Genomic DNA, 22,726 nt, shown 5'->3' on the forward strand with positions numbered 1-22,726 from the left:
TTTCAAAAAAAGAAACAATCTCGTTGCCGATTTTGAGAGAGTATGCTATTATAAAGATGGTAAATCTGTGATGTACGCGTTGTCCTTTCACTGTGTTGACCGAACATTTTTATTGATATCTAGGGATCCTGCTTGTATCAAAGTTGGTAACATGCCTTTTCTTTTGGTAGTTCAATACTGCGATCGAGGAACCCACCTGCTTATCTTGCGGGTTCAATACTCTAGGACGATTACCGGCATCGACGGATTTTACCATTTTTATGAAGATTTCTAAACAATTTGCTCTGGCAAGTTGTTTTTTTTTGGAGGACAAGATGATTCGTATACTCGTACTATTACTCGCCGTTGTCACAGGCGTAGCCAGTTATTATTTGATGAAGAAAAGTGCAGCTTTTTTACCACTCTTAAAAAAAGAAACTGCAACAGAAAGTCAACAGTTTATCGAACGTTTTGGGCGTTATTACTTGATTATCGCCATTCTAGGTGTTCTAGCGGCTATTTTTAATCGCCCGTTATTGTCAATTGGTTTTATCTTTTTTGTTTTATTACTTTCAACGTTGTTTAGTTTAACTTTTGCAAAAAAAATGTCATAAAAGACGATGAATTTAAAACTTCGTTCAAAAAGATTTTTTTGAACGAAGTTTTTTTTACAAAAAAATGCCAATATTCAGAAAAAAAGAAGCGGTTTCAGTTTCTTTTTTTCTTTGTTTGTTTTACAATTATTATAGAAACAATTAATGATTTTTTTTACGCTGAAAGGAGCGGTTATTATGTTACAACAATATCAAAAAATTATGATAGCAATCGATGGTTCTGACGAAGCAGACTTAGCCTTTAAAAAAGCGGTCAACGTCGCTAAACGAAACGATGCTGAATTACTATTAGCACATGTTGTTGATACGCGCTCTTTCCAATCAGTGTCCTCTTTTGATGGTGCGCTAGCAGAAGAAGCAATGTCAATGGCAAAAGAAACCTTAGACACCTACCAACAACAAGCGGTGGATATGGGACAAACAAAAGTCTCTAGCGTTCTAGCCTATGGTTCTCCTAAGAACATTATTGCCAAAGAATTACCAAAAGAATACAACATTGATTTAATTATGTTAGGAGCAACTGGATTAAATGCCGTTGAGCGTTTATTTATTGGCTCTGTCTCTGAATCAGTTATCCGTAACGCTAGCTGCGATGTTCTCGTTGTACGGACGGATTTAGACAACAAATTACCAAAAAATGAAGAAAAATAAAAAATAAGAAAAAACTGAGCCAACTATCACTTTTGATAGTTGGCTCAGTTTTTTCTTATTTACCTATTAAGCACACCTTGTGAGAGCGTCTCACAAGGTGTGTTCGTTTAATTATTTTAGACGTTCTACGTCACGGGCAATCATTAACTCTTCATCAGTTGGTACTAATAGAAGCTTGATTTTTGAATCATCAGTTGAGATAACTGCTTCTTCACCGTGTACATTATTTTTGTCATCATCGATTTCACAACCAAACCAAGTCATGCCATCAATAATATCTTTACGAACGCCAACTGCATTTTCACCGATTCCAGCAGTAAAGACAATCGCATCAACGCCATTCATAACAGTGACATAGCTACCAATGTATTTACGAATACGATCGATAAAAATGTTGTATGCTGTTTGAACTTCAGGTTTATCTAAGTTTGATTGAATATCGCGCATGTCGCTTGATAAACCATTTGTTAAACCTAATAAACCAGATTTTTTGTTTAAAATATCAACCATGTCTTGTACATCAGTCAAGCCAAGTTTTGTCATTAAATAAGGCAATAGTGACGCATCAACATCCCCTGAACGAGTCCCCATTGTAACACCAGCAAGAGGAGTGAAGCCCATTGATGTATCGACTGATTTACCACCATCAACTGCAGTGATTGAAGCACCATTTCCTAAGTGACAAGTGATAATTTTCAAGTCTTCAATTGGACGACCTAACATTTCTGCAGCACGTTGAGAGACATAACGATGACTTGTTCCATGTGCCCCATATTTACGTGCAGCAAATTTTTCATAGTATTCACGCGGTACACTATATAAATAGTTGTGTTCTGGCATTGTTGTGTGGAACGACGTATCAAAGACTGCCACGCTAATGATTTCTGGTAAGATATGTTTAAATGCTTTAATCCCCATCGCATTCGCTGGGTTGTGTAAAGGTGCTAATTCAGATAAAGCTTCAATTTTTTCTAATACTTCGTCTGTAATAACAACAGAATCTTTAAATTCTTCTCCACCAGCAACTACACGGTGACCAACACCAGTAATTTCATCATAAGAACCTAAAATGTTTAAGTCGATTAATTGGTCTAGTAACATTTTTACTGCCACTTCATGGTTATCAATATCAACAATCACTTCATATTTTTGTCCTTCACCATATTTAATTGTGAAGATAGAATCTTTTAAGCCAATACGTTCAACGATTCCTTTAGCGATCACTTCTTCATTTGGCATTTGGTATAATTGCCATTTTAAACTTGAACTACCTGCATTAATTGCAATTGTTTTAGACATAATTTTCTCCTCTTCGTTACTATTTTATTTTAAATTTGAAGCTTTCCAAGCTTCAAATTGTTTAAAGAACTCCGTTACTTTATTGATATCTTTCAAAGAGGCAAGTTTTGCTAACAAAACTTCCTTCACTTGCTCAGCATCTGCACCCTTGTTTTGAACAAGCAAGATACTTTTACGTGATTGTTCTGACTTAAACAATTCATCAGGTAACTGTATCATTCCTTGTAAATAGACGTTTTTTGTCAACCAATTTTTAAAGAATTCACTTTGCTCAGTCTCTAAAATATTGGTCGGGATTAAGAATAAGCCAAACCCTGCTGGCTTCACGTATTTCATGGCTTGTTCCATTAATAAATGATGCGCATAACTATGGCCTTCCTCAGCAGCAGCAGCAAATCCCTTCGCTCGCTCATCATTTGGATAATAGCCAATCGGCAAGTCACTTAATGCTAAATCAACTGGATCCAATAACAAATCTTGCAATCCGTCTTGATGGAACAACTGAATATTGGCTTGTGACCAAGCATTGTTCACAGAAGATACTGCCAAAAGTGTTTCATCGATATCCACACCATAACCAGAAACTTTGTAACCAGCTGTTTCAAGGTTCAGCAGAACCGTTAACAGTAAATTTCCCATTCCTGAAGCAGGATCTAAAATTTTTAATGGCTCTGATTTATTTGTTAATTGTTCTACTAAATAAACAAACAAAAAGCCAATACCGTCTGGCGTCAATTGATGATTTGCTTGAAGCTGCTCTTTTCTCGTTCCTTTTAACAAAAGTAATTGGGACAAGCGTCGCACATCTTCAGGAGCTAAATCAATTTTTTTAATCGTATGATACAGCGTTTCTAATTGTTTCACTGTCTCTGGATTAGGTACTCCGTCAAGTACTCGTACTTGAAAATCATCTAAAATATTTTCACCATTTTCAATATACGCATCTAAAAAAGAAGTATCCAATGACTGTTGCAATAACTGGATTGCTTGTTCCATTGGCTCGAAAGCCTCTTCAATTTTTTCTGGGAACAAATTAGCACCTCTATTCTATTCAAAATGTAACAACTTCCATACCTGTTTTATTTTAACGAAAAAAGAAAGAATAATCAATGCCTTTACTGTCTTTCTTCTAAAATCTAATAATTTGTAGAAAAACAACGCTATTCCAGTATTGTTTCCGCTTTTTTTTGATGAGAAACTCTCTCTTGATATTGGTATTTTCGACCAGATTTGTTTAATAAAACAGTTATTCTTAATTGTTCATTTTTGTATGTATAATCGAGGGTCACTTGCGCGTATACGAGCCTTTCTTCTGTTTTTAACTTTCGTCTATTTTGTTTAACATCTGCAAGAAATAAATGAAGGATACTTTTCCCTGCATAGTATTCCTGGGTAGCTTGCGTAAATTTTTGTGTTAACTGACGTTCTTCTAGTAACTGAAGGGCGAGAAAACTCATCAAATAAACAAAGGCCATGGCCGTGAACAATAAGTTTCCTGAATATTTTTGCCTCATTAAAATTCTCCCTTTATCGGAAAAAAACTATCAAATGTTTTTCCAGAAGTAAAAGTAACTTCCAAAGTAAACGATTGTCCTTCATTTTTAAACTGTCCATTTTTGATACCAATTAACAGCGGTTGATAGCCTTTACCATTGACTCGCTTAATAATTTTATCTTCTTTGATTTGAATTGAAATAGTCTTGTTTGTTTCTGAGTCGAGGAAAGAAATCTCTTGAGCAGAGCCTGTTTGGAAAACGAGCTTTTGACATTCTTTTTCTAATTGAATTAAAAAAATATGCCAGGATTTCGAATCATTGTTTTTCAAATATTGATTTCCGATAAAACTTTGTTGAATCATCAACTGAAACAATTGACACATACAACTTAAAACGACTAGTGCCACTAAACACTCTAACATCGTAAAACCCGCATATTTTTTATTGACCAATCAAAATCGCTCCTCTTGAATCTGTGACTTTTAGTATCCTTCTTCCCTTGTTCTCCATCAAAGAAAATCGGTAAGTTTCTCCTTGATATATCCGCTCTTTGAAACGTAAATCACCCGTCTGCTCTAAAAATAAAATTGCTTCGTATCCTAGACGAGTGCGCGTTAATTCTTGCTCCCGTTGATAATTTTGCTGAATTAATTGTGTAATAGTCAGGGAGAATATCCCTGCTATCACACATACAATACTAAAACTAACGAGACTCTCTAATAAAATAAAACCGCTATAAATAGTTAATTTTCTTCGTATATTTGCCACTCCCCATCTGAAATTCCATAACAATTTAAGGAACAAAAAAATCATACAATACGCATTAAATAGCTGTTTTGTCATTTTTAATAATCTAAGATATGTAAATAATACCGCAAATCTGTGGTAAATTTTGTGGTAAAAATACACCTATGAGTATTTGACATTTTATTGAGTTTAGAATACGGCTAACTGAATTAGTTTGCCTAGAAGGCGACTACGAAAAAAAGACCTTATTCTTAAAAGAATGGAGGTCTTTTTTGTATTATAATAATAATCACACCAACTGACTTTTAGACTTTTATTTCAATTTTGTAAGTCAATCGTTAGATATATCAATGGATAAGTAGAATATTTCATTCTATTCTCTTTTTGAGGTGAATACAATGAAAAAAATAATTAAACATTTTATGAAACCTGTTGAAGTTTTTGAAACATTAGATGATGATATTGGGATGTTTTTAATCATTTCTATTTGCACAGCTCTGATCTTTACTTTCTTTAGTAAATAAAAAATGTGTTAAATAAATTCTCAGATACTTTCCGCAGTATATCAAATTGGGAAGTCAAAAATATCTAAAAAGAATTGACTTTTCATACAACGTATTTTTATGGACCATACAGGACTCGAACTGCAGTGCAAAAAAATCAAGCTTTTTTAAGCGGCTTATTTCCTAAACTGAACTGGAGATAAGCCGTTTAATTTTTGCTTAATTCTACTATATGCTATACCAGTAAATATATTCGTGCAAACCCTGAATAAATTGTTTAACAAATTCAAACTAAAATAAAAAACTAAAACAAATTACTACAAAGAAATAATGTCCTTTACTAATTTTGCAAATTCAATATCTCCATTAAATGGATGAACATATTTGTAGACTTCCCCGCCATTTTCTAAAAAATAGTTTCTGTTTTCGTGTTCCAATTCTTCTATTGTTTCTAGACAGTCTACAACAAAACCTGGTGCAACAATTAATATATTTTTAATACCTTTTGATGGTAATTTTTTCAAGGTATCATCAGTTGCTGGTTTTAACCATTCAGATGGCCCAAATTTCGATTGATAGGTTTGATAATAACGAATATCTCCTAATTTATCCATTATTAATTTTGTTGTTTTAGTACATTCCTTCGGGTAGTTATCCCCATCTTTTACATAAGACATAGGAATTCCGTGGTATGAAAAAACGATAGCATCTATTGGACTTTCATTCAAAGCTTCATTTATTTTTTTTGAAAAGTAATCTATATACTGTGGATTATTGTAAAATGATCGAATAAATTTAATATCCACTATCCTATCACTTTTTATAAAATAATTCATAACGGAATCAAACACCGATCCTACCGTTGTCCCAGAGTATTGCGGATACATTGGTATGACATTGAGTTCTTCAATCTCTTTTGATAATAATGTATCTAGAGCAGTTTCTATACTCGGTTCACTATATGACATTCCGATTGTAACTTCCACTTCTGGACATATATTTTTCAAATTTTCCATTTGTTTCTCAGTATATTCCAAAAGAGGAAATCCATTTTCAGTACAAATTTTTTGATAGAGTTTTGCTGATTTTTTTGGACGTATATTCAAGATAATACCGTTCAAAATCGGTTTCCAAATTATAGGATGTATTTTTATTACTCTTCTATCTGATAAAAAAGTTTTTAAATACTTCCTTACTTCCGTCTTGGAAGAATCTTTTGGTGTTCCTAAATTCACTAAGAGAATTCCTGTTCTTTTCAAAATAATTCACTACCTGTCTAATTCTATTATCGACCATGATGAATTCGAACCATCGACCGAATAGTCATGAGCCGTTTGCTCTAACCAGCTGAGCTAATGGTCCAAGTAATAACTAGCTTATTGGGGATAAAATAGTTCTTACTAGTTATAGCTTAATATATAACAATTTTACTTTACTGATTTTCAATTTTCAACAAAAAAAACGACCACCTTATTGAGAAAAGGCGGTCTGCGTGAAAAAATAAGAGTTTAAATATGTATAGATATTTTACAATATCTATTTTTTTAGTTCAATATTTTTATGTAAAAAAAGCCGCCTCATTGGGGTAAGGCGACAAGAGGTAGTAATAAAATGAAAAATAAAATTGTTTGGTAAAGATATTTTACCGCTTTCTTTTTTAAATTTCAAGTTTTCATTTTACAAAACAATTGTATTTTATTTATAATTCAAATATACAATTATAAATAAACACCTACTAAACATACACAACTTGGGGAAGTATTGTGCGTCTTCAGTAGGTGTTTTCTATATACACAAGATAATTTCGTTTTAACTACTATGATAAATTCGAACAATCAACCGAATGATTACGAACCATTTGCTCTAACTAGCTAACAATTTTTAAATAAAAATAACAGATCCTTTAACAAGTAAAGAATATGTTTAGAAAAAAGAGTATGCCATAAATCCTTGTCTTAAGTTTAACACAAAGACCCTAATCTAAACTAGGGTCTTTTTATTGATACATCGATAATAGTTTCTCATAACTAATTACTGTTTTTTCTTTTTTGTTTTTTGGCTTAGAACTGTCTATAATATTAATTACTGCTGAATTAATTAATAAAACAGCTATTATACCACTTCTAATTTCTTTTCTGTAAATAAATGATACTTTCTGTCCTTCTTCAAACTGTTTACTTTTATCTGATGGTATAATTTCTTTCCATTTTCCAAATCCCATATGATGATCTCCTTTCGCTTTCAACATTCAGAGCCTATCAATTTAATCTTATAAAAAAACGTTCCAATTAAATTGGAACGTTTTACCAAAACCTTTATTATGCTTTAAAAATATTAACAGCTTGCATACCGCGCTGTCCTTCTTCAATATCAAAAGTTACTGCTTGTCCTTCTTCTAATGACTTAAAACCATCCGCTTGAATTGCTGAAAAATGAGCAAATACGTCATTGCCATCTTCACCTGTAATAAATCCAAAACCTTTGTCTGAGTTAAACCACTTTACTGTACCGTTGTTCATATATGTTTCCTCCTTGTGCATACCCTGTATGCGATTTGTTGCAAAAAATGTTTGATAAGCAAAAGGAGAATTATAGTCTTATGTATAGCGCTCTCGTTACATGTCAAAATTGATTACTTATTTATAATACCATACTATTTCCTATAAAGCAAATGAGTGTATTAAAACATGATGGACCAATACTATAAAAAGGTTATAATCCATCTACTCTAGACATGAAATATAAATATACGATACAAAAACCCCCTTGCACAATTATGATACAAGGGGCCTGTAGTCTTTTACTACAAGTAATTGCTTTATTATTCTAGCAAATTAGTTTTGTTAATTCAACCAATAAAATTATTCACAACTTATTAACAAAATTGTGTTTGGCTTTAAATTAGAACTGGGATATTAAGGAATATCGCTAAAGTAGCTGTACTACAATTTTCCACTTATTTAAAAGGAAACTGTTCTCAAGTAATAGTAGCTTAGAAATAGGCTAATTCTATTTTTTATTAGGATAAATTCCGTACACATTATCCTTTTCATAAATTCAAGCTTAACCTTGTTATAAAAAAAGAAAATCGGTTATGATTAACAAGTAAAATCTAAAAAAACACCTACCGCACAGACAACTGCTTGGGGAAGTACGTGCATCTGTGGTAGGTGTTTTCTTATGTAATACAATAGCTTTAAACTAAGCTACGTATGAGTAAAATTAAAATGCTCCTACCTAAGGACTTGGCATAAGATAGGAGCACCTCTTTTCTAAATCGAAAAGAGTCATAATATGAAAAGGTAACTCTATTGTAAATGAGGTACCTCTAAATTTCAACCGATTTTGCAAAAAATCAATAGCTCAATGTTTGACCAGAATAAATCAAGTTAGGATTTGCTAATCCGTTTAATGCAGCTAAGGTTTGATAAGTCGTACCAAGCTTAGCTGCAATACTTGATAAATTATCACCGTATTGAACTGTGTAAATGTTGCTTACTACTGATCCATTTACTTTCAAAATTTGGCCAGGGTAAATAAGATTTGGATTTGTCAATCCATTTAATGCAGCCAATCTTTGATAGTTTGTTCCGTATTGATAAGCAATGCTTGATAATGTTTCGCCGTATTGTACCACATGAGTCGCTTCTGGTTGTTTATCAGGAACAGTTGCCGCATCTGGCAATAATTCAATATTGCCTTTGCTGATCCATGACAAGATACCTTCAAGCAATACTCTGCTCTCAGTTACTTCTTGTACTTTATAGCTGTTTCCTTTTACCCATTGCGGAATAGCTTCGCCAGTTGCCCAAGCATCAACATTAAATTTCACTTTAACAGTGTCGCCCACTTTAACATCGGAACTTGGCGTATTTTCTACTTCTTTACCTTCCTCAATAGCTGGTGTGTTTGTTGCTGGTTGGTTATTCTTTGTATAACCATTATCAGTAATACCTGTTAAATCAACGTTACCATCTAGCCCTCCTGCAACGTAGGTTGACGTGAACTGAAAAATACCGATATTTTCAAATGAAGGAAAATAATTGTAATTTGGATAAGGTGTCACTTCATAATCTGGATATTCTGCCATCCATAATTGATACTTCTTTGCAATTCGTGATAAATCATAAGATGAAGTAAGATACCCTTTGTATCCGTAAAGCATCGGTGTATATCCAGCCTCTTTGATATAGTCTAACGCCCATAGCGTTACATCCGTCGATTGAACGCCGTCTTCCGCATCTAAGGCGACAATTGATCCCTTTGGTGTTTGAACTTTAGGTAAAAAGTAATCTAATACTTGCTTTGCATTTTCGTAGGTAAGGACGTTTTGCCACCATACATAGGTATGCGCTCGTTTACCTTGAGCAATCGTACTAGCTACTTGACTAGAATAAGTAACTTGATCATAAATCCCATAGTTGTTTTGCCCACCAATTTGTGAAATTGAAAATTTATCATGTGCATAACCAAATGTTGCTTGATACCCATTCCAAATAGACAAATCAACGCCTTGGTCTCCTTTTGCAGCAAATGTGCTAATTGGTGATACAAAAAATAAGACTACCAGTAACGTTGCCAATAGTTTCTTTTTCATTTATTTATCTCCTTTCCTATCTGATAATCCAGGTGTTGTGGGATCTGTCACAATACCTAGAATAGTTAGCACAACAAATAATGCATTAACAACATCTAACAGTTGCTTATTAATCATTTCAATTTGAAATTTATATCCAAAAGGAACTGCTACTACTTGAATTAATAATAGAACTGCTGGAATAATCGAAAGCCAAAATTGTTTGTTCTTTATTCTTGATTTCCAATTAATCATTTTTATTTCCTCCAATCCCTCTAAAGAGGGTTTTATTTTGCTCTTCCAATCGGCTAATGCGTATTTCATGGTTATTTAAACGTTCAACAGCTTCCTTTAGTTCTTTCATGCTATCTTCTAATTGAGAAAAGACATGATAAAATTTCATTAATGCGAAAATAATTCCCCCTAAGAATGTAATCACTGCTAACCATTGTTCTACTGTTAAGTTCATCCTGCACCTACTTTCTACTTACAAGAAAAACCGCTTAGCTTTCGCTAAACGGTTCTCCACAAATTTTTGTATATTCTTCTTTTGTTAAGCAATTCATATTCACGTAATCTACTAAATCTTGTTTTGTATAACAATTCCAATCATACAACTGTTTAATATTATCGAAACCTGGAAAAGCATTCGTTTTCATCTTATTCCGCTCCTTTCGTAAGTTCAGCGACTTGTTTCATCAATTCGCCAGTCATTCTTTGTGTTTGTTGAATAACTTGATTCTGCTGAGAAACTTGCTTCATTAATTCCGCATTTTGCTTTTGTAAAAGTTCCAATTCCGTAGGTGGCGTTGGCTCTGGTTCTGGCACATTATCAGGATCGTATATTAAGCTTGTTCCGTCCCAGCGATAATTAAAAAAATCTGTTGGCTCTTTTTCTACTTCAAGTTCAATTTTATTCGGTTGTTCCATTGTGGAATATCCGTCTAAATAACCTTGAATATCATCAATCCAAATTTTCATGTTCTCTTTCCTCCTAGTATTCATAAATCGCACTTAACGCAAACATTTTACTGCCTGAACCAGCCGTATCACTAGAAGAGGCATTTAAGTCGTTTCCAGTAATTTTAGTATCCTTAATATATAAATATTTCCGTACTAAATTAGTATAGTATCCATGTAAAAGGAAAATAACTCCCCCAGAACCTGGATTCTGCGCATGCTGTTTAGGCACTAAGAAAAAGTGATAACACGCACCGTTCAAAGCTCCTTCTTTGGTATATTCTTGCCATTGTAAAATCCAACCATTCTCACACTGTGAAAGAGACTTAGAAGGTACTTGCCCATTTCCTGCAGCTCCGCCATACCATGCACCTGTCCACAACGGTTCTTTTTTGGTAATTTTTTGATATGCTTTGTCCGCATCTATTTTTTTTATATAAGATTCAAGCCCATCAATTGCGGCAGTATGTGTTTTAAGATAGACTGGTTTTCCTTTTTCTTTTAATTGAACAATATCTGTTGTCATTACACTTCCCCTACCTTTTCAAACGTAATTGCTGGCAATCCATCTAGCTTTGTTTTATCTTCTTTAGACATCAAGCCATTTTTTATTGAGGTTGCAACGTCTGTCGTTGTTGCATTTTGCCCTGCTGGACCTTGCGGACCAACGTCTCCTTTATCTCCTTTTGGACCTTGTGGACCTGGGTCTCCCTTTTCACCTTTCAATACTTCTGGTTTCCCTTCCACAGCATTCCAATGTGTTTGAGGAAATACCTGTGTTCCTCCTTGTTTTACTTTAACAATATCTGTCATTCAACTTCCCCTACTCTCTCAAACGTAATATCAGGTATTCTGTCAATGGCTTCTTGAACTTTTTGGTCAACATATTGTTGATTCACTCCGCCGCCATCGCCACCACCAGTTGCTGAAATAACACCATCTTCTGAAATAGAAATATTCGCTCCAGCAGTATAACCTTTCAACTCTTCCAGTTTCGATTTTAGTTCAGTGGTGAAATTTTGATCTGTTTGCTTTACCGCAGACAACGTTCCGTCTTCTGTAATTTCTAACAGTTGGCCAACCTTTATTCCGCCCAGTTCATCTGCGGTAGCGATTGGAAGAATGTACACGCCTCCCTCGCCATTTGACAACCGTTGAAACATTTCAGCAGTGATAATACCGTCTGTTTCTTCTGTCGCATAAGGAAGTTCTGTCAGTGCATTTTCTAAGCCTAGATCTGCTTTAGTGATAATTACTGCCCCAGTATATCCATTAACAGATAATACTTTTGATTGACCCGCAATAATTTTTTCTAATCCTCGAACAGCGGATGCATGTGTAATAGGATAAAACTGACGTTCCACGCCATTTTCATCGGTTTCCATCATTCGTTTTGCTTTAACCACTTATTTCACCCACTTTTTCAAACACATAAGCGTTCTGTTTTGTATCATCAACTGTTGCGATAACCAATGCCCCATCGATCGCAGGATAATCAACTGTTCCAACAATTTCTGTTTCATGATTCAGTGAAAAAGCATCATCTTGTAAAATAATCAAGTCACTTATTTCGCCATATTCTAACGTATATAAGCGTTTCTCTAATTTCTGATACAAATATTCCATATCTGCCAATAAACGTTCAGAAATTGAATTATGGCGCACTCCTTGAATGTCTACACGTGCATCCATTAGCTCGGCTAACATCGTACCGCCAGGATCAATCGTTTTTAAAATATCTTTGATTGATTCGAACCATGAAGTGAAATCTGTTTTTTGCGCATCTCGCCACGCTTCGAACTCTTCTTTTCTAGCATTCATCCAATCAGTAAAATCACCCTTATTTTCGTTGATAAAAGCGTTCATGTCCGCGATTAAATCTTCAATGGACTGCCACAATAAGAACCCATTTCACCTTCTGTTTTCGAAGCAGCATTCACTACAAAGTAAGAAAAGTTTTGCGTTGCACCAATCAGGTTATCACCTTTATGAATACTGAAATATGCTTCTTGTCTGTGTAACGACTGCATAGAATATTCATCAAAGGTATACTGAATAATCCCTTTTTTGGCATTCACAATTTTTGCTGAACGTTGAATCGGATATTTATTATCAATAACCGATTCAAAAAAAACTTCGCAACCTGTTAAATCAAGTGGCAAAGCATTTTCAACTAGTATGGCTTCTAAGACTTCTGTGTTTCGATTTCCTTGTCGTACATTCTGAATCCCAATGTAATTGTAAGGTTCAGTTGTACTTAGCGTTGCTTGCCATTTAACCATTGAAAAATCCTCCTTTCGTTATTTTGGTGGAATAACAATCGATTGAATAGAATTAGCAAAATATAATCGGTCATATTTTGCGACAATTTGCCCTTGCTCGGCGTTCTGTTCTATGGTTTGGATACGTCCGTTATTTAAGCCGTAAATCACGCCCGTGTGACCATATGTTGGGTCTACTGTCCAACCTGTTCCCCATTGGCCACCTCGTCTAATATTGACGATTGCTCCTACCACTAAATCTTGATACGTTGGATTTTGGATTACTCGCCAACCTACCGCATTCCAATCATATGCTTCACCAATATCTGCAGCAGATGATGTATCACCAATTACATGTGAAAAGCCATAAATTGTTCCTGCACCTAAACCACAGCCGCCCATAAAACCAGAATATTCGGCTGGAACGGCATAACATTGCCCATTACCAAGCCATTTGCCCATTAAGGTCTCCAAATGTTCTATGCCAGCTTTTCCTGTTGCAGTAGAAGCTTTCAAATCTTTGAATTTGTCATACCATACTTGTGCATAGGTTTGTCTTTCTGGATGTGCTGCAGCTGGACGTTCAAAGTTTAATTCAAACGCATAAGCAGCTGTTTTAGGCGAGCTGACAACTTTAAATTCATCAACTGTTAATGGACTTACTTGTCCTAACCATTGCCCATTGAACATACACCAATTAATTAATTGAGCTTGGGCTAATGACGTCCTATAGTCTTGTTTGATACCTGCAGCTGCGATTAAGCGTTGTACATATTCTCGGCCATTCCAAGTTGGTGCGCCTACCAATGGATATGCTGAACCGTCCCATTGAACCCATCCGTAAGCTGGACCGCCTATTTGTTCGGTATCTGGGTTCAAACTTGGACCAACTTCTCCTTGTACATTTCCAAGGATACCTGCAGCAGCTGCTTTGCTGTATCCGTTAGCTAATAGGTAACTCCATAAGTCCCAAGCAAATTTATCTGCATCGCTTGTAACTTCTGATGGATAACCACCTGTTCCAGCTCCAGAACCGCCACCACCATTTTGACCAGGTATAACTTCTTTGCCGCCCACAATCAATCGATCAACTGTCAGAATTGCTTTACTTCCATTTGGACCAAAAAAGTTAAAATTATTTCCAACAAAAAACTGTGTAGGACCAGTAATTAAATGTCCTGTGCCTGATTGGTTAGACAAACCAATAATTTTTTGGGGATTATCTGCGACTAATAGTAATGAATTCCCATCAGAAACTACAGGATTTCCATTTTTATCTGCTAACCCTGGAAAAGGATTTCCCTTTGTTCCCATCGTGCCAACGTGACTATTACCATTCCAAAACTCCATCCCTTTTTTAGTTAATTCCATGATTTTTTTCTTATTATTCCAAGCTTGTAAAGTACCGTTTACCATACGTAAAATATCTCCACAGCTATTAAATGATGTTTCAAAAATATTAGATTTTATTTTGCCAGCTCCTATAAAGTCCGCATTCAATACTCCATTAATTCCCCACGCATTTTTAAATGGACCTTTCCAACCAGTTCTTGAGAATCCAATTCCTTTGTTATTAATTGCAATCACATCTTTTGCAGTATCCGTGGATTCCGTATCTAAGTAATAATGGGTATTAGGTCGATTTTTAGGATATTGAAGTATACTTCCACCTTCAACACCGTTAATCAAATTAGTAATATAATCTACAAAATCACTCATATACTCTTTTTTTGTCAATGTTTTTATAGCTTCTTGAAAGTCTTGGCTTTGCTGTTTATAAAAAGCAACTTGGATATCTCCCGCAGTGATTTTTATTGTTTTTTCTGCTAAAGCATCATAGACAATTCCTGTAACTTTCGTTTGAATGTCAATATCATAAAGCTTGTGGTATACAGTGAATGTATCGAATAAATTATAGTTACGCATCTTAGCAAATTCTTTTGCTTCTTCTGAATCTGTAAGTTTCTCAATTTCTAATTCAATAGAAACTTTAGGCTTATCACTTCCTGGATATAATGTAGTGAAGTATTTACTTGCCACTTTATTTAAGCTAGCTATATCTTTTACTCCTTGATCTTCAGTAAACTGAATGTATTGAGCGTAAACATCAGGATACTTACTGATATATTCGCTTTTAACTGCATTTCCATAAATCCGTTGAGAAGTTCCGTCTGCTCCACTTTGAAGCTCTGCAAATGGCAAAACTTTAGTAACAATTGATTGCCAATCAAATTTAATGGTTAATCCTTTTAAATCTTTACCATAACGAACAGTTCCAACGTTATCTCGTCCTCTACGCCTTAGCAAAGATAATTTAAAAGGCTCTCGTTTTATTTCTCCGCCCCAGTATTGAAGTAGAGAACCTTGTTCCCCTGCAATACAATTCAATACATTTCTAGCTTCAAATGTAGTGCTAGAAGCTGTATTTATATCAGAATATAGTTTGATATCACAAGGTTCGTCCATGTTCTGTTCGATTAATTTCATTGCTTCTGCACCATTACGATTATCAACTGTTACTAGCCTCACTTGTCTGTTTCCTAGCTTATAAGTACGAGATTGGGCATAAATAACAATGCTATTAGTAAAAGTATCTTTAAACGTTTGTTTGATCTCAAAAATGTGGTATTCTTCTAAGTCATTTGGCTTTGCTTTAATTTGATAGCCATTTTCGAAATAATCACTAAATCTGCTAATCGCTGGATAGTCCATTTCTAGTTCATATTTTCCGTTTGCTTCTTCAGTGATTTCGCAACGTGTCGCATCAACAAGACGTCCTAATCCATTTGTTGAAAAATCTTTTTCTCCAGGTTTAAAAATAACTGGAATCAAACCTTTCGCCTCCAATTCGGCTGAACCTTAAACTCTGTTACTTTACCAGTCCAGCGAAAATTATTCTCTCCACATTTTAAAATCGGATAATCTTTAAAAAGTGTTTTATGATCCAATATTTCAAATGCTCCGCCTGATTTTCTATAAGCTTCTTGTTTTTCTGAATCTATAATGATGTCACCGTTAATTGCTTTTAATGAATATGATTGATTATTGATAAAAAAAGAAATATCCCCAGACCCCAAAATCTGAATAATGGGTTCTGAAGGATATTTTTCTGTATTGATTAACTGATTAGGATTACTTATCCAATATTGGCCAATACGATTTTTCTTAAAAGGTCGGATACTTACAGTAAATTCAAAAGGAATTAAAAACCCGCTTTTTCTTGTTCCTGTAAATTTTGGTGGACTCGTTACAATCGCCTGATAAATATAATGCTCATCAAAATAGACAATAAAATCAGAATAGTTTCCCATATCGAGCCAAAAGGAAATTTCATCTTCTAAAAAAGAAACTTCTTGTAAAGTATTTGCTTTCGCATAGCATGTAATGGTACGTTCTACATTTTTATAATATGCAAAATCAACGGCTATTGAATCATTACCCATTCGCTCCCTAATCTCTACCACACGTCCTGCAGAAAGTCGTTCAGGTCTTTCTCTCATAAATACATTGAATTCAGAACTATGTTTTCCATTAAGAAAAAACTGTCCTCTTTTAAATTCCACCAAAAGCACCCCCCGTTGCATCACTATCTCTATTTTTAACAATTTGAATATACTTAACGAGGTCTTTAGCCATATCCATTAATTGTTTTTCATTTAATTTTCCCATAGCCTGTATATTGATATTGAAAGTATCACCGCCAATATTAGTCGTAGCATTACCTTTATTTTTAGCTAAGCTTTCTGTTTGAGCTCCTTGTTGGTTGATATATCTGCCAGTAGTAGAAAAATTTGGTAACTCTGTTGGTAAATCGGTCATTTTTTTCACTGATTTGTCAAGCGTTCCTTTTTCTTGGTCAATACCAGCTACAACACCTAATACAATATTTTTACCAATCATATCCCGCATCCATCTTGAAGGTGAATGAATGCCTAAAGCACCTTTGATTTTTTCTTTAATATTACCAGCAACTTCTTTAATTTTTTTATTCACAGCACCAATCATTGAACCAATACCGTTAACTAATCCTTGGATAATATTTTTACCAATTTCAAATAAATCGATATGGCGCATATCATTAAAGGTTTGCTTCACATTTTCAACTGTATCACTAACGCTTCTTTTAAGACTATTCCACGCATTTTTAGCGCCTTGTACCAAATTGTTGAAAATATTAACTGTTCCCTGTTTTAAGTTTTCCCAACCGTTAATGATGCCGTCTTTTATACCTGTCACAAGATCAACAATCCACTGTTTAAAATTATTCCAGGTATCTTTTAACCATTGAACAGTTGCGTTAAATGTATCAACTGTGCCTTGTTTTAAGTTATTCCAACCATCAATTACACCATTTTTAATGTTTTCTACTGTTTCAAAGAACCAAGTTTTCAAACTTTCCCATATTCTAATTGCTTCAAATTTAATATTTATCCACGTTTCGATGATAGAATATTTAATTTCAATCCAAACGTTGATCGCTCCATATTTAATGTCAATCCAGAGTAAGGTGAAAAATAACTTCACATCAATCCAAATCTTTTTAATTGTCAACATCAATCCATTGAAAATAGAAGTGACTGAATAGGAAATAGCTGTGACTGTGTTATAAAAGATATTTTTAATACCAAACCAAATTGTTTGAGCTGCTTCAGCAATATTATCCCAGACAGCAATCATGTTCTCTTTTGCTTCTTCCCATCCACCTGTAATCATTGATGTGATGAAAAGTATTGGAGCTAACAGAACATTTTTTAGAATAGTAACGACATTTTCAGCGATCATTTTGACATTTTCAATGTTCGCTTTCATAGCGTTAACAACCATTTTAAACGCATTTTTGATTCCTGTTACATATGGACCAATATATTTCCAAACAAAATCAAATGCTGTTGTGAAAACATCTGATATTGATTTTCCAACACCCTTAAACCAATCTTTCACATTATCAAAGCCATTTTTAAAACTTTCTCCAACACTTTTAGCACTGTCAGCAGCACTTTGTTTAATATTTTCCCATGTATTTTTTGAGCCTTCTTTTGTTGAATTCCAAAGTCCACTGAAAAATTCCTTGGTACCGTTCCACTTATTTTTAACCCATTCGGCTGCATTCCCAGGTGCTTCTTTCATCCATGTTCCAGCATTCGAAAAAGCCTCTTTTGTGCCATCCCACATGTTGCTGAAAAATTCCATTGTGGAATCCCAAGCTTTCACAACTGTTTCTGCGGCACTAGAAATAAATTCTTGTATATTTTTCCAAATATTTTTAACAGCATCCCTAAACCCTTCGTTAGTCTTCCAAAGATAAATAAATCCTGTAACTAAACCTACAACTGCAGCTAAAATAGCGACAAATGGATTCGCCAACATAGTTGAATTAAGTATCGCTTGCGCAATTGATAATCCTTCTGTTGCTTTTTGCCAAGCCGTGAATGCTGCACTTACTTTTTTAGCAAGCATCAACGTTCCAATACTGCCAGCTAAACCTGCAAGCAATGGTGCATAAGGTTTTAACGTATCATACAATGTTTTGACTGTTTTAATCATTGGCGGAATCATCTCGGCAAATTTAGATAAAGCTGCTTCCATTTTTGCCCCTTTGTCAGCAATGATTTCACTAATACTTCCAAAACCTGCACTTTTTAAGCCTTCGTCAATTTTAGTTACAACGTTGGCCACACCACGAACGATCGCAGTTTTCATGTTAGCTAAACCTGTTTTAATACCAGCGGTAGAATCTTTAGCAATCTGTTCTAATGATTTAAGACCGCCACCGCCTTCTTTATTTAATCTGATTAAAGCATCTTGAAATTCTTCAACTGAAATTGAGCCATCAGAAAGCCCTGCTTTCATCTGTCCAGCTGTTAATCCCATTTGTTTTGCTAAAGCGTTTAACGCTGGTCCTAAACCACTATTGATCATTGAATTCCAAGTTTCAGCATCTACTTTACCATTAGAAAATGACTGTGAAAGCTGAATAATAGCATTTTCTACCATCTCAGCAGAACCACCAAAACCGAGAATTCCATTATTTAAAGCTGCAAAAATTTGTTCTGACTTCCCTAAGTCGTTTGTAGACGAAGCGATTAATTGAACACCTTTAATAGCGCTATCTAACGGCGTAGGCAACCCTTGGATGCTCTTCTTTAAGCTATCCATTGTTTTTGATGTTTCGCCAGCTGAAAAGCCCATATTTTCAAATACGCGATTTGCGTTGTTTAACGTATCTACACGATTGATAGCTCCGTCAATATTACTGGTAATCAGCCCAATTCCTTTTGAAATGATTTTAGTAGCTCCGCTGGCTAAAAAGTTACCAACAAACGACGTCCATATGTTCCCAAGAGATCGGCCGCCTTTTTGTCCTGTTCTATCAACTTCAACATCAAAGCCTTGTAACTTTTTTACTGCTGAATTTAATCCTTGTGAAAAGCCAGATTCATCCAGTATCATTTTTAAGACTAAGTCTTCATTGTTCAAAAAGTACCCCCTACCTCTTAGAACATAGTATTTTCATCAAGATATTTGATATTTTCAAATTCTTCTACAGCATCTTTAAATGCGTAAATTTTCAAAAGCTCGTTTAAATCTGTGTTTTCGATCTCGTTTAAAGTCCACCCATTCTCAAGAAGCGAACTTTTTAGTTCTGCTTCTCGATATTGTGGCGTGTACTTAAAATGAGGATGATATAAAAGTTCCGTTACTTTTTTTTCTGTTCAGAATAAATTGCATCATAACCAGAAGTAACAGAACCTAACAATTGACCTGTAATCTTCAATAATTCACGAGCGTCCATACCGTCAATATATTCTTGTCCAGTAAACTGTCCTTCAAAAATAACGTCAGCAATAAAGTCATAGCATTCTCTTAAAATAGGACGAATTGCTTCCATATCATTTGTTTTTGTTGCTTCTTCTAACCTGATTTGTAAATCAGTCCCTGTATCCATGACTGAACCTGGTAAAAATTCTGCCGACGTGAATTGTTTTGTAGTATATTTGCTACCATCTTTAATCATTAATTTAATTTTTTGTTGAAATTTACTTGCCATTTTAATTCCTCCATATAAAATAGGACGACAAGGTCGTCCTAAACTGTTATTTTTAATCTGCTGTTGTTACATGTAATGTGCATTCTGCGGTAAAGTTACCATCTTCTGTTGTGACTACGATTTTCGTTGTCCCTTCTCCTACAGCAGTAACCTTCCCTTGAATTGGTGTTACAGTTCCAATAGCCTCGCTTTCTGAACGGAACTGATTTTTTTTATTTGAGGCGTTATCTGGTGTAATTGTCGGTGTTAAGGTTGCTGTTTGGCCAACTTTTAAATTTAACTCTGTTTGGTCTAAAGTTATACCAGTAACAGCAGTAGTATTTTCTTTACGTGGATCCATTACCTCAGTAAACCAGTTTTTAATCATCTCTAAGTCAACACCTTCATCGTCTTCATCCACGGAATACATATAACCCAACCCTGGAACATCAACGAAAGACCCCGTCCATTCTGGATGGGTATAAGATACTGAACTTCCTTCTAATGTAGATGTTTCATCAGATGTTAAAGCAAATTTTCCTTTATAGAAAATCGTATAGCGATATTTACCGTTCGATTTTCGGCGACGATATGCAAATGCGCCATCTGATGCAATATCATCTGCAGACCGCAATACGCCACCCTTTAATTTTTTCCCCCCTGTAATTTCAGCTAAAACTTCATTTTGGTAGCCGTTTGTTTCTAAAGTAACTTCTGCACCACCAAATGCAACATACTGATCTTGAACTACACTATCGCCATAGTCAGGCGTTGTTTCTGTTGTAACATCTGGTTTGATACTTACAGCAGTACCGATTGTAATTGGCGCTCCGTAAACTGGAAAAGCGCCCGTTTCGTCTGTTAGTGGGAACCACGTTGGCTTCTCTACAGAAATGACACTTACATTTTTCTTTTTTGCCATCTATTTTTCACTCCATTCAATTAATTGTGGGAACGCAACATTAAAATTGATATGTTGAATTCCGTCTGTTTTAAACGTTTGATAATCTTCTGGAAACAATTCGTTTCCGTCCAAATTCAACACATTAAAAAAAGCCCCACAGCTTTCTGTTAGGCTTGTTACTAATTGTTTATCTTTCTTACTATCAACCAGTGCAATATCAACATTGTATGCTTTATTTTGAACGTTTTGACCTACATTATCAGTCAGACTCTCTTCAAGACTTAGCACAAAATAAAACGGTTCTGACGATTGCATTACATCATCAAGATAGATAGGCGCATTCGAGAACTGTTTTATTGTGTCAGTAAGCATTTTTAAAATTTTATCGTACATATCTATCCTTTCTTAACAATGATAATCGCCATTTGTTTAAATCGTTTCGGAATATATGTTGCATTAGCTAATTTATTAGATTTTTGCAACATAAATCTGCCTTTAACAAATCCGCCATTTTTTGTTCGGTGGCCATCGTTTACATATCTAAAGTATTTTTCATTATTAATCAATGCACCCACGATACGACCACTAGACAACTTTCTAGCTTTAATGATTCGATAGCCTCGTCTTAAATCACCCGATTTAATTGGTGTCATAGGTACAATTAACTGATAAATTTTAGCTAACGAATCATTCACCATTGCAGCACCTTCTTTTTCAGCAATGGGTGTCATTTTCTTTAAATTTGCAATAACTTTATCAGCATTTGATTTCATTCTAAGATCGCTTTTACTCATCAATTGAACTTCCTGATAGCACTACTTCTATATGGCTTGGATAATAAAAAGGTTTTTTTGAAAATAACACATGTTTTTGACCTGTACCTTGAGTAATAGTTATTCTATCTCCTTTTTTAACTTTTATATTAGGTTCTAAAAAAAGTTTTTGTTCTTCATAAGAGATATTAAACGCTTCTTTGTTTTCTATTACAGGTAAGTTCCCCATACTTCCTTGAGAGAAAGCACAGGGTAACTTGCCAACATGAATTGGAAAATAAACTTGTTCAGTAATTCCGCTTTCCACATTTTCAATATCACTCATTCGCTCAATAACACAGGTATCAAAATAAGTAGCTGCTAAAACTTCTGCTTCATTCAATAGAAAAACACCCCGCTATCACAGCCTAAAATACGTTTAATGGCACTGCTATAGTTCTTCATAAGTGATTGTATGTCTTTTGATTCAACTACATAACTAATTGATGTATCACCACGTTTTACACTAGCTACAGACTTATCTATTTCGTTTTTTAAAGCTTTATAGATAACCTCAATTATAAGTGGTTCAAACTCGTCCCAAGCAATATCAATTTTACAAGTATTGTAAGAATTGATTTCAAAGATAACAAGGTTTAAAACAGACAAAATCCTATCTTCAGAAGCGTTAGGTAGCATCAATTGAATTTTCTCAACGATTTCTTCTTTTTTTTCATCAACCATAAAGCATCATTACCTAAACTTTAAAAGTATCTGCAGCACGTTCTAATATTTCAATAGCTTCTTTATCGTCTTCTGAAACTATAAATTCATTATTTTCGTTTGCTGTGATAAATTTTTTTGTTTTAGGATGCATAAAGCCCACAAAGTTTTTCTTGTCAAGCACACGATAAGTTACTTCTTTTTTTGCTGTTGCCATTTTTAATTTCCTCCTTC

The 22,726-nt window shown here is 34.6% G+C and carries 29 protein-coding genes, 1 tRNA gene, 1 other RNA gene and 1 pseudogene; 4 read left to right on the forward strand and 28 right to left on the reverse strand.

Annotated elements, in window-relative coordinates:
* The first annotated feature begins 59 nt into the window (after positions 1 to 59).
* From ssrS to AB1I62_RS09680, 3 genes are all read left to right on the forward strand, one after another.
* Positions 60 to 253: non-coding RNA, 6S RNA (ssrS, locus tag AB1I62_RS09670), on the forward strand.
* A gap of 7 nt (positions 254 to 260) precedes the next feature.
* On the forward strand, positions 261 to 593 hold the full coding sequence (locus AB1I62_RS09675) for a hypothetical protein (protein WP_002357068.1): 333 nt from the start codon (positions 261 to 263) through the stop codon (positions 591 to 593).
* Positions 594 to 770: 177 nt separating this feature from the next.
* Positions 771 to 1,244 carry a universal stress protein gene (locus AB1I62_RS09680; RefSeq protein ID WP_002357065.1) on the forward strand — a complete coding sequence of 158 codons (474 nt, stop codon included), beginning with the start codon at positions 771 to 773 and terminating at the stop codon, positions 1,242 to 1,244.
* A 111-nt stretch (positions 1,245 to 1,355) separates the two neighbouring features.
* On the opposite strand, the gene AB1I62_RS09685 is transcribed toward AB1I62_RS09680, so the two are convergent.
* The 5 genes from AB1I62_RS09685 to AB1I62_RS09705 form a co-directional block, all read right to left on the reverse strand.
* A complete protein-coding gene (locus tag AB1I62_RS09685) occupies positions 1,356 to 2,543 on the reverse strand; it encodes an acetate/propionate family kinase (protein ID WP_002357064.1) in 1,188 nt (395 codons plus the stop codon).
* 24 nt (positions 2,544 to 2,567) lie between these two features.
* Complete coding sequence (locus tag AB1I62_RS09690; protein ID WP_002357063.1) at positions 2,568 to 3,575, reverse strand: class I SAM-dependent methyltransferase; 1,008 nt, start codon at positions 3,573 to 3,575, stop codon at positions 2,568 to 2,570.
* Positions 3,576 to 3,703: 128 nt separating this feature from the next.
* Positions 3,704 to 4,057 (reverse strand): competence type IV pilus minor pilin ComGG, encoded by a 354-nt coding sequence (comGG, locus tag AB1I62_RS09695; protein WP_002360027.1) that lies wholly within the window; start codon positions 4,055 to 4,057, stop codon positions 3,704 to 3,706.
* The gene (comGF, locus tag AB1I62_RS09700; RefSeq protein WP_002357060.1) at positions 4,057 to 4,491 is read right to left on the reverse strand and encodes a competence type IV pilus minor pilin ComGF; all 435 of its coding nucleotides are present in this window, start codon (positions 4,489 to 4,491) and stop codon (positions 4,057 to 4,059) included. The genes comGG and comGF overlap by 1 nt, the downstream gene beginning before the upstream one ends.
* Entirely contained in the window at positions 4,481 to 4,882 is a 402-nt protein-coding gene (locus tag AB1I62_RS09705) for a type II secretion system protein (RefSeq protein WP_236545681.1), read from the reverse strand. The genes comGF and AB1I62_RS09705 overlap by 11 nt, the downstream gene beginning before the upstream one ends.
* Positions 4,883 to 5,184: 302 nt before the next feature.
* Here AB1I62_RS09705 and AB1I62_RS09710 point away from each other — a divergent pair, with 302 nt between their 5' ends.
* On the forward strand, positions 5,185 to 5,310 hold the full coding sequence (locus AB1I62_RS09710) for a hypothetical protein (RefSeq protein ID WP_002364184.1): 126 nt from the start codon (positions 5,185 to 5,187) through the stop codon (positions 5,308 to 5,310).
* A 296-nt stretch (positions 5,311 to 5,606) separates the two neighbouring features.
* Here AB1I62_RS09710 and hemH read toward each other — a convergent pair whose 3' ends face one another.
* The 23 genes and pseudogenes from hemH to AB1I62_RS09825 all read right to left on the reverse strand — a co-directional run bounded on the left by hemH (position 5,607) and on the right by AB1I62_RS09825 (position 22,709).
* Positions 5,607 to 6,548 (reverse strand): ferrochelatase, encoded by a 942-nt coding sequence (gene hemH, locus AB1I62_RS09715; protein WP_002364185.1) that lies wholly within the window; start codon positions 6,546 to 6,548, stop codon positions 5,607 to 5,609.
* 29 nt (positions 6,549 to 6,577) lie between these two features.
* A tRNA-Ile gene (locus AB1I62_RS09720) sits at positions 6,578 to 6,651 on the reverse strand.
* Positions 6,652 to 7,285: 634 nt separating this feature from the next.
* Positions 7,286 to 7,537, reverse strand: coding sequence for a hypothetical protein (locus AB1I62_RS09725; RefSeq protein ID WP_002357054.1), 252 nt, complete (start codon positions 7,535 to 7,537; stop codon positions 7,286 to 7,288).
* Positions 7,538 to 7,607: 70 nt separating this feature from the next.
* A complete protein-coding gene (locus AB1I62_RS09730; protein WP_002357053.1) occupies positions 7,608 to 7,808 on the reverse strand; it encodes a cold-shock protein in 201 nt (66 codons plus the stop codon).
* 836 nt (positions 7,809 to 8,644) lie between these two features.
* Positions 8,645 to 9,886 carry a LysM peptidoglycan-binding domain-containing protein gene (locus AB1I62_RS09735; RefSeq protein WP_010707378.1) on the reverse strand — a complete coding sequence of 414 codons (1,242 nt, stop codon included), beginning with the start codon at positions 9,884 to 9,886 and terminating at the stop codon, positions 8,645 to 8,647.
* On the reverse strand, positions 9,887 to 10,120 hold the full coding sequence (locus AB1I62_RS09740) for a phage holin (protein ID WP_002384371.1): 234 nt from the start codon (positions 10,118 to 10,120) through the stop codon (positions 9,887 to 9,889).
* Positions 10,113 to 10,334, reverse strand: coding sequence for a hypothetical protein (locus AB1I62_RS09745; RefSeq protein ID WP_002364191.1), 222 nt, complete (start codon positions 10,332 to 10,334; stop codon positions 10,113 to 10,115). Before AB1I62_RS09745 ends, AB1I62_RS09740 begins: the two co-directional genes overlap by 8 nt.
* 34 nt (positions 10,335 to 10,368) lie before the next feature.
* Positions 10,369 to 10,524 carry an XkdX family protein gene (locus tag AB1I62_RS09750; RefSeq protein ID WP_002364192.1) on the reverse strand — a complete coding sequence of 52 codons (156 nt, stop codon included), beginning with the start codon at positions 10,522 to 10,524 and terminating at the stop codon, positions 10,369 to 10,371.
* A gap of 1 nt (position 10,525) precedes the next feature.
* Complete coding sequence (locus AB1I62_RS09755; RefSeq protein ID WP_002389262.1) at positions 10,526 to 10,846, reverse strand: hypothetical protein; 321 nt, start codon at positions 10,844 to 10,846, stop codon at positions 10,526 to 10,528.
* Positions 10,847 to 10,859: 13 nt separating this feature from the next.
* Positions 10,860 to 11,351, reverse strand: a complete 492-nt coding sequence (locus AB1I62_RS09760; protein ID WP_002364194.1) for a hypothetical protein — start codon at positions 11,349 to 11,351, stop codon at positions 10,860 to 10,862.
* The gene (locus AB1I62_RS09765) at positions 11,351 to 11,638 is read right to left on the reverse strand and encodes a collagen-like protein (RefSeq protein WP_002357046.1); all 288 of its coding nucleotides are present in this window, start codon (positions 11,636 to 11,638) and stop codon (positions 11,351 to 11,353) included. The genes AB1I62_RS09760 and AB1I62_RS09765 overlap by 1 nt, the downstream gene beginning before the upstream one ends.
* The gene (locus AB1I62_RS09770; RefSeq protein ID WP_002357045.1) at positions 11,635 to 12,231 is read right to left on the reverse strand and encodes a hypothetical protein; all 597 of its coding nucleotides are present in this window, start codon (positions 12,229 to 12,231) and stop codon (positions 11,635 to 11,637) included. Before AB1I62_RS09770 ends, AB1I62_RS09765 begins: the two co-directional genes overlap by 4 nt.
* Positions 12,224 to 13,107: pseudogene (locus tag AB1I62_RS09775) on the reverse strand (phage baseplate upper protein). Before AB1I62_RS09775 ends, AB1I62_RS09770 begins: the two are co-directional and overlap by 8 nt.
* An 18-nt stretch (positions 13,108 to 13,125) precedes the next feature.
* Positions 13,126 to 15,933 (reverse strand): phage tail spike protein, encoded by a 2,808-nt coding sequence (locus AB1I62_RS09780; protein ID WP_174107156.1) that lies wholly within the window; start codon positions 15,931 to 15,933, stop codon positions 13,126 to 13,128.
* Positions 15,915 to 16,649, reverse strand: a complete 735-nt coding sequence (locus AB1I62_RS09785; RefSeq protein WP_025188809.1) for a tail protein — start codon at positions 16,647 to 16,649, stop codon at positions 15,915 to 15,917. Before AB1I62_RS09785 ends, AB1I62_RS09780 begins: the two co-directional genes overlap by 19 nt.
* Positions 16,639 to 19,536 carry a tape measure protein gene (locus AB1I62_RS09790; RefSeq protein WP_025188808.1) on the reverse strand — a complete coding sequence of 966 codons (2,898 nt, stop codon included), beginning with the start codon at positions 19,534 to 19,536 and terminating at the stop codon, positions 16,639 to 16,641. Before AB1I62_RS09790 ends, AB1I62_RS09785 begins: the two co-directional genes overlap by 11 nt.
* Before the next feature lie 247 nt (positions 19,537 to 19,783).
* On the reverse strand, positions 19,784 to 20,134 hold the full coding sequence (locus AB1I62_RS09795) for a hypothetical protein (protein WP_002397453.1): 351 nt from the start codon (positions 20,132 to 20,134) through the stop codon (positions 19,784 to 19,786).
* 52 nt (positions 20,135 to 20,186) lie between these two features.
* A complete protein-coding gene (locus AB1I62_RS09800) occupies positions 20,187 to 21,035 on the reverse strand; it encodes a major tail protein (protein WP_010707372.1) in 849 nt (282 codons plus the stop codon).
* Positions 21,036 to 21,410, reverse strand: a complete 375-nt coding sequence (locus AB1I62_RS09805) for a DUF6838 family protein (RefSeq protein ID WP_002357037.1) — start codon at positions 21,408 to 21,410, stop codon at positions 21,036 to 21,038.
* Between the two features lie 2 nt (positions 21,411 to 21,412).
* Positions 21,413 to 21,811, reverse strand: coding sequence for an HK97 gp10 family phage protein (locus AB1I62_RS09810; RefSeq protein WP_002357036.1), 399 nt, complete (start codon positions 21,809 to 21,811; stop codon positions 21,413 to 21,415).
* Complete coding sequence (locus AB1I62_RS09815) at positions 21,804 to 22,172, reverse strand: hypothetical protein (protein ID WP_010707371.1); 369 nt, start codon at positions 22,170 to 22,172, stop codon at positions 21,804 to 21,806. Before AB1I62_RS09815 ends, AB1I62_RS09810 begins: the two co-directional genes overlap by 8 nt.
* On the reverse strand, positions 22,169 to 22,513 hold the full coding sequence (locus AB1I62_RS09820) for a hypothetical protein (RefSeq protein WP_002387282.1): 345 nt from the start codon (positions 22,511 to 22,513) through the stop codon (positions 22,169 to 22,171). The genes AB1I62_RS09815 and AB1I62_RS09820 overlap by 4 nt, the downstream gene beginning before the upstream one ends.
* Positions 22,514 to 22,526: 13 nt before the next feature.
* Positions 22,527 to 22,709 carry a hypothetical protein gene (locus tag AB1I62_RS09825; protein WP_002387281.1) on the reverse strand — a complete coding sequence of 61 codons (183 nt, stop codon included), beginning with the start codon at positions 22,707 to 22,709 and terminating at the stop codon, positions 22,527 to 22,529.
* Positions 22,710 to 22,726: the final 17 nt, after the last annotated feature.

The organism is Enterococcus sp. AN402 (genome assembly GCF_040719405.1).
GTDB classification, from domain to species: Bacteria; Bacillota; Bacilli; order Lactobacillales; family Enterococcaceae; genus Enterococcus; species Enterococcus faecalis.